Raw genomic sequence first — 13,380 nt, forward strand, 5'->3', positions numbered from 1 at the left:
GAATCCCACCATGAGCCTGCAAAATTTCGACCCCGCCATTGCCCGCCTGATCGACCGTGAACGCAATCGTCAGGAAACCCACCTGGAGCTGATCGCTTCAGAAAACTATGTGAGCGACGAAGTGCTCCAGGCCCAGGGCTCGGTGCTCACCAACAAGTACGCTGAAGGTTATCCGGGCAAGCGGTATTACGGTGGGTGCAAGGTCGTCGACGAGATCGAAAACCTGGCCATCGAACGCGCCCGCAAACTGTTCAATTGTGAATACGTCAACGTTCAGCCGCACTCCGGGTCGCAGGCCAACCAGGCGGTGTTTCTCGCGGTGCTGGAACCCGGCGATACCATTCTGGGGATGTCCCTGGCTCATGGTGGTCACCTGACCCATGGCGCATCGGTGAATTTCTCGGGCAAGTTCTACCAGGCGTTTTTCTACGGCCTTGACCCTGACACCGAGACCCTGGACTACGCCGAAATGGAAGCCCTGGCCCGGCAGCACAAACCGAAGATGATCATCGCCGGGGCCTCCGCCTATTCGCGCACCCTGGACTTCCAGCGCTTTCGCAAGATCTGCGATGAGGTAGGCGCCTACTTGATGGTGGACATGGCGCATTACGCCGGTTTGATCGCGGCGGGCGTGTACCCGTCGCCGGTCGGCATTGCCGACTTCATCACCTCGACCACTCATAAAACCCTGCGTGGCCCGCGCGGCGGCTTGATCCTGGCCAAGGCGCAATACGCGGCGTTGCTCGATAAGACGATTTTTCCGGTCTACCAGGGCGGCCCGCTGATGCATGTCATCGCAGCCAAGGCTGTGGCGTTCAACGAGGCGCTTAGTGATGGGTTCAAGCATTACCAGCAACGGGTGATCGACAACGCCCGCACCATGGCCGACGTCCTCACTCGACGTGGTTTGCGTGTGGTGTCGGGAGGCACCGATTGCCATATGTTCCTGCTTGATCTGCGCGCGATGAACATCACTGGCAAGGATGCCGAAGCGTTGCTGGAGAGTGCGCACATCACCTTGAACAAGAATGCGATTCCCAACGACCCGCAAAAACCGGCGATCACCAGCGGCATTCGCATCGGTACGCCGGCGCTGACCACACGGGGCTTTGGGGAGGCGGAGTGTGCTGAAGTGGCAAACCTGATCGCCGACCTGCTGGAGCAGCCGAACAACGCGACACTGCTGGAGAACACTCGGCGCCGGGTGATGCACCTGTGCGAGTGCTTTCCGGTTTATCTGCTGAGCTGACGCAAACAAAAAAGCCAACGCTTTTGGGCGTTGGCTTTTTGTGTTTCAGGCAATCGTCTTACATGTTCGGGTAAGTCGGTCCACCTGCGCCTTCCGGCGTGACCCACGTGATGTTCTGCGAAGGGTCCTTGATGTCACAGGTCTTGCAGTGCACGCAGTTCTGGGCGTTGATCTGGAAGCGCTTCTCGCCGTCTTCCTTGGTGATCACTTCATACACACCGGCCGGGCAGTAGCGCTGTGCCGGTTCATCGTAGAGCGGCAGGTTGGTGCCGATCGGGATGCTCGGGTCTTTCAACTTCAAGTGGCACGGCTGCTCTTCTTCATGGTTGGTACCAGAGATGAACACCGAACTCAGCTTATCGAAGCTCAGCTTGCCGTCTGGCTTGGGGTAGTCAATCTTCGTGCTGTCCTTGGCCAGCTTCAGGCAGGCGTAGTCCGGCTTGGTGTCGTGCAAGGTGAACGGCATCTTGCCGCCGAGGATGTTCTGGTCGAGCCAGTTGAAGCCCGCACCGAGGATCGGGCCGAACTTGTGCATCGCCGGGCCGAAGTTGCGGGTGGCGAACAGTTCTTCGTAGAGCCAGCTGGCTTTGAAGCTGTCGACGTAATTGGTCAGTTCATCACCGCCTTCGGACTCTGCCAGCAGGCGCTCGGCCACAGCGTCGGCGGCGAGCATGCCGGACTTCATGGCGGTGTGGCTGCCTTTGATCTTGGCCACGTTCATGGTGCCCAGGTCGCAGCCGATCAAAGCGCCGCCCTTGAAGACCATCTTCGGCAACGAGTTGATGCCGCCCTTGGCCAGGGCGCGAGCGCCGTAGCTGATGCGCTTGCCGCCTTCCAGGTACTGTGCGAGCACCGGGTGATGCTTGAGGCGCTGGAACTCATCGAACGGCGACAGGAAAGCGTTGCTGTAGGACAGGTCGACGATCAGGCCCACGACCACCTGGTTGTTTTCCAGGTGATAAAGGAAGGAGCCGCCAGTGTTCTCGTTGCTCATGATGTCCAGCGGCCAACCGGCGGTGTGGACCACCAGGCCTGGCTGGTGCTTGGCCGGGTCGATTTCCCAGATTTCCTTGAGACCAATGCCGTAGTGCTGGGCGTCGGCGTCGCTGTCCAGGTTGAAGCGCTGGATCAACTGCTTGCCGATATGCCCACGGCAGCCTTCGGCGAACAACGTGTACTTGCCACGCAGTTCCATGCCTGGGGTGTACACGCCTTCTTTAGGATTGCCTTCGCGGTCGACGCCGAGGTCACCGGTGATGATCCCGCGCACCACGCCGTTCTCGTCGAACAGTGCTTCCTGGGCGGCGAAACCTGGGTAGACTTCCACGCCCAGATTCTCGGCCTGCTGGGCGAGCCAGCGGCACAGGTTGCCGAGGGAGATGATGTAGTTGCCTTCGTTGTGCATGGTCTTGGGCACGAAGAAGTCAGGCACTTTGGTGGAAGCTTCGGGGCTGCGCAGTACATAGATGTCATCGCGCACCACGGGTGTGTTGAGCGGGGCGCCGAGTTCTTTCCAGTCCGGGAACAGTTCGTTCAGGGCCCGTGGTTCAAACACGGCACCGGAGAGGATGTGTGCGCCGACTTCGGAGCCTTTCTCGACCACGCAGACGCTGATTTCCTTACCGGCTTCGGCGGCCTTCTGCTTCAGTCGGCAGGCGGCGGACAGGCCAGCCGGGCCAGCGCCGACGATGACCACGTCGAATTCCATGTATTCGCGTTCCACAGGCTATCTCCTACTCAAGGCTCAACAGGCTTTTTTTCTAATGGGTGGAGGTTCGGTGTCGTCTTGCGGCAACGGCAAGACCCACCTTTCTCTCTAGGTGGCGCATTATATATAGACCACTGTCAGCGTCCAATACAAACGTTTGTTTGAATTGCCCGCAGGCTAGGAAAATCAAAGCAACGCGGCTTATGACTGGCCATTTTGCCGTATTGACCAGAATAGGCGTTCCGGTCAATATACGGTCGGTTTTGCGCTTACCGTAGGCAGACAGCAGGTTTCAAGAGCACGTCCAAAAGCGAAACAGGTGACGCGCGCCTAAACACCGGCGCGCAGTTTACACGCCGCGATAAAGAATGACCTCTCAGTCACCACTGACGAACGGTCGTCATTTCCCGTGAGCAAGGTCATTTGCCCAGGTTTTTGGAGGTGCCCTTGTGTGCCGATGAGCATCAACCGCCAGGTTCGCCTAGGCGACTTTCTTTTCACCGGAGAGTAACGAGGAATCCATGAAGGTTCTTGTAGCTGTCAAACGCGTTGTCGATTACAACGTGAAAGTTCGCGTCAAGGCGGACAATTCCGGCGTCGATCTTGCTAACGTCAAGATGTCGATGAACCCTTTCTGTGAAATCGCTGTGGAAGAAGCCGTACGCCTGAAAGAGAAAGGCGTAGCGACTGAAATCGTCGTGGTTTCCATCGGTCCTACCACTGCTCAAGAGCAGCTGCGTACCGCCCTGGCACTGGGCGCTGACCGCGCTATCCTGGTCGAATCCGCTGAAGACCTGACCTCCCTGGCCGTTGCCAAGCTGCTCAAGGCTGTTGTCGACAAGGAACAGCCTCAGCTGGTGATCCTCGGCAAACAGGCCATCGACAGCGACAACAACCAGACTGGCCAGATGTTGGCTGCACTGACCGGTTACGGCCAGGGCACCTTCGCCTCGAAAGTCGAAGTAAGCGGCGACAGCGTTGCCGTGACCCGCGAAATCGACGGCGGCGCACAGACGGTTTCCCTGAAACTGCCGGCCATCGTCACCACCGACCTGCGTTTGAACGAGCCGCGCTACGCGTCCCTGCCAAACATCATGAAAGCCAAGAAGAAGCCTCTCGAAGTGCTGACTCCGGACGCTTTGGGCGTTTCCACCGCCTCCACCAACAAGACCGTCAAAGTTGAAGCGCCGGCTGCACGCAGCGCGGGCATCAAGGTCAAGTCGGTGGCTGAACTGGTCGAGAAACTGAAAAACGAAGCGAAGGTAATCTAACCATGACTATCTTGGTAATCGCAGAACACGACAACAAAGTGCTGGCCCCGGCCACGCTGAACACTGTTGCTGCTGCCGCCAAAATCGGTGGCGACATCCACGTGCTGGTAGCAGGCCAAGGCGCTGGCGCCGTGGCTGAAGCCGCAGCCAAAGTGGCTGGCGTGAGCAAAGTACTGCTGGCCGACAACGCCGCTTACGCTCACCAACTGCCGGAAAACGTCGCTCCACTGGTTGCAGAGCTGGGCGCTGGCTACAGCCATATCCTGGCTGCCGCTACCTCCAACGGCAAAAACATCCTGCCACGCGTTGCCGCGCAGTTGGACGTTGACCAGATCTCCGAGATCATCTCGGTTGAAAGCGCCGATACCTTCAAGCGCCCGATCTACGCCGGTAACGCCATTGCCACCGTGCAATCGACTGCTGCCGTCAAAGTCATCACCGTGCGTGCCACCGGTTTCGATCCGGTTGCTGCTGAAGGTAGTTCGGCTGCCGTTGAAGCCGTCTCCGCTGCCCACGACGCTGGCACTTCCAGCTTTGTTGGCGAAGAGCTGGCCAAGTCGGACCGTCCTGAGCTGACCGCTGCCAAGATCGTCGTATCCGGCGGTCGTGGCATGCAGAACGGTGACAACTTCAAGCACCTGTACGCCCTGGCCGACAAGCTGGGTGCTGCGGTTGGCGCTTCCCGCGCCGCCGTCGACGCAGGTTTCGTACCCAACGACATGCAGGTCGGCCAGACCGGCAAGATCGTGGCGCCACAGCTGTACATTGCCGTCGGTATCTCCGGCGCGATCCAGCACTTGGCCGGTATGAAAGACTCCAAAGTGATCGTTGCGATCAACAAGGACGAAGAAGCACCGATCTTCCAGGTGGCTGATTACGGCCTGGTAGCGGACTTGTTCGAAGCCGTACCTGAGTTGGAGAAGCTGGTCTAATCCAGCCGCTTCACTTATAAAGAGCCCGGTCTTGCGACCGGGCTTTTTTTTGTCCGGCCTTTTTGAATATCGGAGAAACCGCCATGGAATTGCGTCCCTGGGCACTATTGCTGGGCCTGTCGCTGCTGCCGAGCCTGACCTTGGCCGCTGGCAAATGTGAGCGCCTGGTGATCACCGGCAGCCCTGACGCACCGCCCTTGTTATGGCGCGACCCCCAAGACCCCACGCACCTGATCGGCGCCACCGCCGACGTGCTCCAGCAAGTGGCAAAGGACCTAGGGTTGAAAATCGACCTGCTTTACGGCGGCAAGCGTTCCCAGGCCTTGGATGAGGTGCGCAGCGGCCGTATGGATATATTCGCCGACACGCCGCTAAACCTCGGCGAGCTGGAAAATCTTGATTACATCCACCCGGCGTTGGTGCAGACCGATTATCTCGTCTGGACGCGCAAAGACTCGGCACTGGTCTACACCACAGCTGCCGACCTGCACGGGCACAAGGGTGCAGTATCGGAGCGTTCCCGTTTTAGTGCCGGATTCGAAACGTTCGCCGGTGAGCAACTGACCTTACAGCGCCTGCCGACGTTGACTCCGGCGTTCCAGAAACTGCTGCTGGGGGAGGTGGAGTACGTGCTGGCGGGACGTTATTCCGCAATGGCCATGGCTCAGACACTGGGCATGAGCAACGACCTGATCGCCCGCGATGTTCCGATCGATCAGCCGGGGCTGTACCTGGCGATTTCCCACAACTCGGCCTGCAATGATCCGTGGTTGCGCGGACAGCTCACCAAAAAGATGACAGAATTGCCCGGGTCTGGTGTGACGGAAGCCGCGCTGCAGCGCAATCTGGAGCGTTGGAAAGCGCAATTGCAACAACCCGTCGGCACCCCAACAAAGTAGGGATTTTCAGTGACTCTTCGACCTTTTTTCGCGGCCCTCGCCGTTGTCGCTCTGGCGGGATGTGCGGCCGATCCTGCGCCGAATGAACAAATTCGCCTCACCCAGCAAGCCCTGGAGCAAGCCAACGCGGTGGGCGCCAGCGCCGATGAATCCCCTGAACTGAAGCTGGCCGAAGACAAATTCGCCCAGGCCAAGGCCGAAATGGCCGACCAATCCTACAAAGACGCGCGCATGCAGGCCGAACAGGCCGAGTTGGACGCGCGCCTGGCCGAAGCCCAGGTGCTGACTCGCAAGAGCCAGGAACAACTGAACGTGCTTAACACCCGCATCACGCGCTTGCGCAAGCAATTGCAGTTAGGGGAAGCCCAATGAGTCGGATGATCCGTGGAGTGGGTTTTACCGTGCTGCTGTGCAGTGCGGTGCTGGGCGGTTGCGCCAGTCACCCGAATGGCGAGCAAGCCTTGCAACAGGCCGGCAGCGACTTCCAGAAGGTCAAGGAAGACGCCAACGTGCTGCGCATTGCGCCTAAAGACGTGATTCGCGCCGGTGAATCCCTGGCGCGGGCTGACCGCTTGTCCAGCTACTGGGGCAGCGGCGCCGACGTGGTGCATTACGCCTACCTGAGCCAGCGCTACAGTGCCATAGCCCGTGAACACACCGAGCAGGCACTCAACGAGGAACGCGCCGCCAAGCTCGAACTGGAACGCCAGCGCCTGCAACTGGCCCTGCGTGAAAGCAAGCTGATCAGCGTGCAGCAACAGGGCAAATGGCTGGAAGAACAGATAGCCAGCCTGACCACCACCCAGACCGATCGTGGCCTGGTGATGACGTTGGGCGATGTGCTGTTCGATACCGGCGAAGCGGAGTTGAAGAACTCGGCCAACCGCACCGTGCTGAAAATCGTGCAGTTCCTGCAATTGAACCCCAAGCGCGTAGTGCGCATTGAGGGTTACGCCGACAACACCGGCGGCCAGCAGGAAAACCTCAAACTGTCCCGTGACCGCGCGCAATCGGTGGCCGATGTGTTGGTGGATCTGGGAATCGATGAAAAGCGTATCCAGGTCGAAGGCTATGGTGACCAATACCCGGTGGAAGCCAACGCCTCCGAACGAGGTCGCGCGCAGAACCGTCGGGTCGAGATTGTGTTTTCCGACGAGAAAGGCCAACTGGGCGCCGCTCGCTAAAGGCTTGCCCCGATCAAAACTGTGGGAGGGGACTTGCCCCGATGACGGAATATCAGTCACCGAAAAAGCTGACTGAACTACCGCTATCGGGAGCCAGACCCTCCCACAGTTGTTTCGTATACACCTGAAAATTCTATCCGCCACCCTTACAGTTTTTACTGTCACTCCCGCGCGCGCTCGACTATTGTGGCAACTGTCCCCGTACACTTTCAAACTGTGCCGGTATGTTTCACACAAAAATAAAATACCCGTGAAATCGAGTGCTGCGTCATGACCAATCTGTTGCTTTACCAACGTATCGCCCAGCAACTGGCTGAGGACATCCGACGCGGTGTCTATCAACCGGGTGAGCGCGTGCCCTCGGTGCGCAAGATGAGCTCCCAGCTCAATGTGAGCCACGCCACGGTATTGCAGGCTTACGCCAACCTGGAAGACCAGGGGCTGATCCGGGCGCGGCCGCAGTCCGGCTACTACGTGCACCAGACGCCAGCGCTCACGGCGCCGACACCGGACATCGCACGGGTCGAGCGCCCGGGGTTGGTTACGCGCAGCAGCATCATTCAGCAGGTTTTGGGCGAATCGCGCCGCGAAGGCGTGTTCCCGCTGGGCGCCGCCGTGCCGAGTGTCGACTACTTGCCGGTGCGGGCGCTCCACCAGCAGTTGGCCAAGGTCACGCGGTTCCAGAGCCCGCGCGCGTTCAGTTATATGTTCAGCCCAGGTTTCGAGCCGCTGCGCCGCCAAGTGGCGATCCGCATGCGCGATGCGGGCGTTGTGGTGGACCCGTCCGAAGTAGTCATCACCCACGGTTGTGTCGATGCATTGCAGATGTCTTTGCGCGTGCTGACGCGTCCCGGCGACTTGATCGCGGCTGAATCACCGACGTATTACGGCTTGCTGCAACTGGCCGACTTGCTGGGCCTTAAAGTCATTGAGATCCCCAGTGATCCGTCCACCGGCATGAGCCTGGAGGCCTTGCAACTGGCGGCCAACCAATGGTCGATCAAGGCCCTGGTGCTGACCACGCGCCTGAGCAACCCCTTGGGCGGCACCATGCCCGAGGAGCGGCAGAAACAGTTGCTGCGCCTGGCCTCGGATTTCGATATCCAGATTGTCGAGGACGATATCTACGGCGAGTTGATGTTCGAAATCGGTCGCACCAAGGCCCTCAAGGCCTACGACCGCCTGGACCGGGTGATCTATTGCTCAAGCTTCTCCAAGACGTTGTCGCCGGGTGTGCGTATCGGCTGGATGATCGCCGGTAAGTACCAGCAGGAAATTCAGCGTCTGCAGATGTTCAGTACCCATTCGGCATGCAGTGTCACCCAGATGGGCGTGGCGGCGTACTTGGAGAACGGCGGCTACGACCGGCATCTGCGCTACATCCGCCAGGAATACCGCAAGAATCTCAGCGCCTTCCAACTGGCAGTGCAGCAGTATTTTCCCGAAGGCACCCAGATGACCCGTCCGACCGGTGGTTTTATCCTGTGGGTCAGTTTGCCCGGACGCGTCAATACCCAGGAACTGCACGTGCGCGCCCTGCAACAGGGCATCAGCATCGCGCCGGGGTTGATCTTCAGTAACACCGAGCAGTTCAACCACTGTATTCGCCTTAACTGCGGCACCCCGTGGAACCGCGAGGCAGAGCGGGCGCTGATGACGTTGGGGATGCTGGCCAGCCAGTTGTGTCAGGAAACCGCGGCAGGATTTTGAGGCGCTGAAAGGGGACAACTCCGATAGCTGGCTAATCACCGCCCTTGTCATGGCGCGCACAACAAGCGAGCATATGGCCCTCTGCCGTTAATGCTGTAGGCGATATGACCTCGATTGTTCGTGCTGTTTTGGTGATTGGCCTGTTAAGCCTGTGCAACGTCAGCACAGTGCTGGCGGCGGCACCTGTGACTGAAAACAAGCCTGCTGCCACTACCGAGCAGAACGCTCCGGCAAAGAAACCAAGCCCCGCCAAGCAAGCCTCCGTTACGAAGAAACAAGCCGCCACGGCGAAAAAGCGTGCAGCGAAGGCGAAAAAGTCCAAGTCAGCCCAGGAAGTGGCACAGACCAAGCTGCCACCGGCACAGTTGGATCTGTCGCTGCCGTCGGACATGGTCAGGCACCTGCAGCCCCTCGGCACCATGCCCAAGCCCCAGAGCGTGCCGTTGCTGCCGCCAATGTTTGGCGAAAAGCCCACCGACAACAGTGCCTTCCAGATCAATGGCCGTCTGCTCAGCAATGAGATGAAGCTACAACTGCGGAACGAAGAGCGCCGTGACGTGGAAGGTGCCGCGCTGGAATTCGAGTTCAAGCAATAAACGTTTCCCATAGACGTGACGCAGGCCAATGACCATCTGTCGCAGACTGGTCAGTCATGTTTTTTTATGCGAAAAACCCCTGTTAGACCATTTTAAAACGGCTGTTTAAGGGCGTACTCTAGCCCGGCCATCCCTATTGAGTCGTCGAGGACCTGCTGGTCATGAATTGCCGTGAAGGCTGTGGCGCTTGCTGCATCGCTCCCTCCATCAGTTCGCCATTACCCGGAATGCCCCATGGCAAACCGGCGGGCGAACGCTGCCTGCACCTGTCGGTCGAACAGCTGTGCCAACTGTTCGGCCAACCGGAACGCCCGGCGGTGTGCAGTGATTTCAAGGCGGATATCGATGTCTGCGGCACCGACCAAGCCGACGCGATCCGGTTGATCGGATGGTGGGAGCAGATGACGGCGGCTTGATGGGCTTTACTATCGGAACTTCAACAATAAGGAATACAACAATGGGTTCGCTGAAACGAATGGCTGTGCTGTGCGGGTTTACGGTGTTGTTCGCTGCCACTGCCCAGGCTGAGGATTGGCAAGTCGCGAAGGATGAGGACGGTATCAAGATTTCCCTGAGCGAAATCGCCGGCTCCAAGTACAAGGCGTATCGCGGTGTGACCGTGATCAAGGCCCCTGTCGCCAAGATCCAGGCCCTGCAGGAAGATGTGGCAGGCGCCTGTTCATGGATTCATGAGTGTAAATCCCAGAAGCTGGTGGACAAGAAAGGCGATGAGGCCTGGACTTACACCCAGTTCAAGGCGCCGTTCCCGGTGACCGATCGCGATTCGTATATCCATGTCACCACCACCAAGGACGCCGATGGCAGCGTGACCCGCAAGTTGCAGGGCGTGCCTACCTACAAGCCTGAAGAGAAAGGTTACGTGCGTGTTGCCCAGGTTGAGGGTTTCTGGAAGCTGGTGCCTAAAGGCGCCAATGAAACCGAAGTCACTTATCAGGTTCACACCGAGCCAGGCGGCAGCGTGCCTTCGTGGTTGGCGAACAAGTTTGTGGTGGACGCGCCGTTCAACACTTTGAAAGCCTTGAAAGAACACGCTGAAAAATAAGTGCAGTTGATCAGGTGTCTCCGGACTTGAGCGGAACGTTTTCCGAGCCCTCAAGGTCCAGATAGTTGTAAGCCCAAACACGGGTTTTATCGAGGAGGCACCGATGCAAAAGTGGCAGATTACCTTCGTTGATGATCACGGCGTCCAGTCCGTGGAGCAGTTCACCTGCGACCAAAAGCCCAGCCTCGAAGATGCGGCACACATGATTCGCAACAAGTTGGTCCCCGTCGCAGCCGAACTCGACCTCAATGACCTGGAGGGCCGCAAGCCCGAGCCTACGGTCAAGATCCTGAAAGACCAGAACAGTATCCAGATCCTCGATATCTCGCCCGCCGTCTGAACATTCCCGCTATGCCATTCATGCGCCTCTGGTGGAGGTGATAGCTTCGCGCTACTCTGCAAGTGAGATCAGCGAATGAATCGCTAAGGTCTGGTCTTGTCAGCTACATGCTTGTTTTCCTGCGGTGATGTTATTGCCGTGGTGCCCGCGCCAGCAGCGCGCGGGGCTTTGGGAAGCACGGAAAGTCTATCCATCAGTTTGAGGAGGACGTTTCATGAGCACAGCCTATCAAGAAGACATCAGCACCAACGTTCTGCGTCGCATGAAAGAGGGCGGCTTCGACTTTTCACGCTTCCACCCCATCGAGTTCTACGCCATTTTCCCGGATGAGGAACGGGCGCGCAGGGCTGCGGGTGAGTTTCGTGGAGAGTCACTGAATGCCCAGGTCAGCGCGCGCGACGATGGCGCCTGGTACCTGGAACTGAGCAAAATCATGTTCGCCACCTACGACGGCATAGGAGACTTCGAGCAGGACTTTGAGGCGGTGGTCGAGCCGCTGGGCGGGATCATCGAAGGATGGGGCGTCAAGCAGGAGGTGCGTGGGTTACCCATGTAGCGCAATTGTATGAGTAACGCAGCGTATCGGCTGACCTTAGGGTCGGCCGATTTTGTATGGGTTGCGAGAAAATTCCTGGAACTTGCGCTGCCTTTTCGTGCACCAAAAAAAAAGCCATCCTTAAAGGATGGCTGAAAGGGAAGACCTTAGGAGTCAGTCAGTACACGAGCTGTCACGGTACCGAGTGTGCAAGGGGTAAAGCTGTAGGAAAGATCCTGTTCAGCTGATGGAGGCGATTATCCGCACCCTTCGTCGGGCAGTGAAATCAACTCTGGCTATGCTGTTGATAGTCAAAGCCTGCATTGCGATGAAGCGTGCAGCAATACGACGGGCGTTCTGCGCACCAGGACGGTGCGATCAGCGCTTCGCTTTTATTTAACTCACTGTTTTTTAAGTGTTTATGCCGCTGGCACGGGCCTTGCGATGGTTCTTGCGTCCGGGTGACAAGGAGTACGGCATGATCCGCACTTATTACGACGAAATGTACGATGGAGCGGGGCAGGTCCGCCCCCATTACCGCGAGTTTGCCCGTTGGTTGGCCGAGACCCCTGCAGAACTGCTGGCCCAGCGCCGGCGTGAAGCCGATTTGCTGTTTCATCGCGCCGGTATCACCTTCACGCTTTATGGCGACGAGCAGGGCACCGAACGCCTCATTCCTTTCGACACCATCCCCCGCAGTATCCCCGCCAGTGAGTGGCGAATTGTGGAGCGCGGCTGTATTCAAAGGGTCAAGGCGCTGAACATGTTCCTTGCCGACCTGTACCACGAGCAACGCATCATCAAGGCTGGGATCATCCCCGCCGAACAGGTGTTGGCTAACGAGCAATATCAGTTGGCGATGCAGGGCCTGGACCTGCATCGCGACCTGTATTCCCACGTCTCCGGGGTCGACCTCGTACGCGATGGCGACGGCACTTACTACGTGCTTGAAGACAACCTGCGCACACCGAGCGGCGTGAGCTACATGCTCGAAGACCGCAAGATGATGATGCGCCTGTTCCCCGAACTGTTCGCCGCCCAGCGCATCGCGCCCATCGACCACTATCCCAACCTGTTGCTCGACACCCTTAAAAGCTCCAGTCCTTTGGATAACCCCAGCGTGGTGGTGCTGACGCCGGGGCGCTTCAACAGCGCGTTCTTTGAACATGCGTTCCTTGCCCGGGAAATGGGTGTGGAACTGGTGGAAGGCGCCGATCTGTTCGTACGTGATGACCGCGTCTTCATGCGCACCACCGACGGACCTAAGGCGGTGGACGTGATCTACCGCCGTCTCGATGACGCGTTCCTCGACCCGCTGGCCTTCAACCCGGATTCCATGCTCGGTGTGCCGGGTCTGCTGGCGGCCTATCGCTCCGGCAACGTGGTGCTGGCCAACGCCATCGGCACCGGGGTGGCGGATGACAAGTCGGTGTACCCCTTCGTTACCGAGATGATCCGTTTCTATCTGGATGAAGAACCGATCCTAAAGAACGTTCCTACCTTTCAATGCCGTAAGCCTGACGAATTGTCCCACGTACTGGCCAACCTGCCGGACCTGGTGGTCAAGGAAACCCAAGGCTCCGGCGGCTACGGGATGTTGGTGGGGCCGGCGTCCACGGCGGCTGAAATCGAAGCGTTCCGGGCGCGAATCAAAGCCAAGCCTCATGCCTATATCGCACAGCCGACCCTGTGTTTATCCACCTGCCCGACCTTTGTCGAAAACGGTATCGCCCCGCGCCACATCGACCTGCGCCCGTTTGTGCTGTCCGGCAAGGAAACCCGTGTGGTGCCGGGTGGCTTGACCCGCGTGGCGCTGCGCGAAGGTTCGCTGGTGGTCAACTCGTCCCAGGGCGGCGGCACCAAAGACACCTGGGTGGTTGAGGACTGAATGCC

The 13,380-nt window shown here is 58.7% G+C and carries 14 protein-coding genes; 13 read left to right on the forward strand and 1 reads right to left on the reverse strand.

The features are described 5' to 3' along the window. Window positions 1-10: 10 nt before the first annotated feature. A complete protein-coding gene (gene glyA / locus AB4N82_RS17170; protein ID WP_122764527.1) occupies window positions 11-1,249 on the forward strand; it encodes a serine hydroxymethyltransferase in 1,239 nt (412 codons plus the stop codon). A 58-nt stretch (window positions 1,250-1,307) separates the two neighbouring features. On the opposite strand, the gene AB4N82_RS17175 is transcribed toward glyA, so the two are convergent. Continuing rightward, entirely contained in the window at window positions 1,308-2,972 is a 1,665-nt protein-coding gene (locus tag AB4N82_RS17175; RefSeq protein WP_122764528.1) for an electron transfer flavoprotein-ubiquinone oxidoreductase, read from the reverse strand. A 506-nt stretch (window positions 2,973-3,478) separates the two neighbouring features. On the opposite strand from AB4N82_RS17175, the gene AB4N82_RS17180 reads away from it, so the two are divergent. The 12 genes from AB4N82_RS17180 to AB4N82_RS17235 all read left to right on the forward strand — a co-directional run bounded on the left by AB4N82_RS17180 (window position 3,479) and on the right by AB4N82_RS17235 (window position 13,375). Then, window positions 3,479-4,228: an electron transfer flavoprotein subunit beta/FixA family protein gene (locus tag AB4N82_RS17180; protein WP_032887429.1), complete on the forward strand. Its 750-nt coding sequence runs from the start codon at window positions 3,479-3,481 to the stop codon at window positions 4,226-4,228. 2 nt (window positions 4,229-4,230) lie between these two features. Next, window positions 4,231-5,160, forward strand: coding sequence for an electron transfer flavoprotein subunit alpha/FixB family protein (locus AB4N82_RS17185; protein ID WP_122764529.1), 930 nt, complete (start codon window positions 4,231-4,233; stop codon window positions 5,158-5,160). Window positions 5,161-5,243: 83 nt separating this feature from the next. Then, window positions 5,244-6,059: a substrate-binding periplasmic protein gene (locus AB4N82_RS17190; protein WP_032887431.1), complete on the forward strand. Its 816-nt coding sequence runs from the start codon at window positions 5,244-5,246 to the stop codon at window positions 6,057-6,059. 9 nt (window positions 6,060-6,068) lie between these two features. Next, window positions 6,069-6,431 (forward strand): DUF4398 domain-containing protein, encoded by a 363-nt coding sequence (locus tag AB4N82_RS17195; protein WP_095185327.1) that lies wholly within the window; start codon window positions 6,069-6,071, stop codon window positions 6,429-6,431. Next, window positions 6,428-7,243, forward strand: a complete 816-nt coding sequence (locus AB4N82_RS17200) for an OmpA family protein (RefSeq protein ID WP_122764531.1) — start codon at window positions 6,428-6,430, stop codon at window positions 7,241-7,243. Before AB4N82_RS17195 ends, AB4N82_RS17200 begins: the two co-directional genes overlap by 4 nt. A 270-nt stretch (window positions 7,244-7,513) precedes the next feature. Beyond that, window positions 7,514-8,953 carry an aminotransferase-like domain-containing protein gene (locus AB4N82_RS17205; protein WP_032887437.1) on the forward strand — a complete coding sequence of 480 codons (1,440 nt, stop codon included), beginning with the start codon at window positions 7,514-7,516 and terminating at the stop codon, window positions 8,951-8,953. A 104-nt stretch (window positions 8,954-9,057) separates the two neighbouring features. Further along, the gene (locus tag AB4N82_RS17210; protein ID WP_099602921.1) at window positions 9,058-9,549 is read left to right on the forward strand and encodes a translation initiation factor 2; all 492 of its coding nucleotides are present in this window, start codon (window positions 9,058-9,060) and stop codon (window positions 9,547-9,549) included. A gap of 161 nt (window positions 9,550-9,710) precedes the next feature. After that, the gene (locus tag AB4N82_RS17215) at window positions 9,711-9,965 is read left to right on the forward strand and encodes a YkgJ family cysteine cluster protein (RefSeq protein ID WP_032887441.1); all 255 of its coding nucleotides are present in this window, start codon (window positions 9,711-9,713) and stop codon (window positions 9,963-9,965) included. 41 nt (window positions 9,966-10,006) lie between these two features. Then, entirely contained in the window at window positions 10,007-10,612 is a 606-nt protein-coding gene (locus AB4N82_RS17220; RefSeq protein ID WP_032887442.1) for an START domain-containing protein, read from the forward strand. Between the two features lie 103 nt (window positions 10,613-10,715). After that, a complete protein-coding gene (locus AB4N82_RS17225; RefSeq protein WP_032887444.1) occupies window positions 10,716-10,952 on the forward strand; it encodes a hypothetical protein in 237 nt (78 codons plus the stop codon). A gap of 214 nt (window positions 10,953-11,166) precedes the next feature. Next, window positions 11,167-11,508, forward strand: a complete 342-nt coding sequence (locus AB4N82_RS17230; RefSeq protein WP_015885395.1) for a ribonuclease E inhibitor RraB — start codon at window positions 11,167-11,169, stop codon at window positions 11,506-11,508. A 457-nt stretch (window positions 11,509-11,965) separates the two neighbouring features. Further along, on the forward strand, window positions 11,966-13,375 hold the full coding sequence (locus AB4N82_RS17235) for a circularly permuted type 2 ATP-grasp protein (protein ID WP_032887446.1): 1,410 nt from the start codon (window positions 11,966-11,968) through the stop codon (window positions 13,373-13,375). Window positions 13,376-13,380 lie beyond the last annotated feature (5 nt).

It is taken from the genome of Pseudomonas sp. H1_D04, assembly GCF_054683855.1.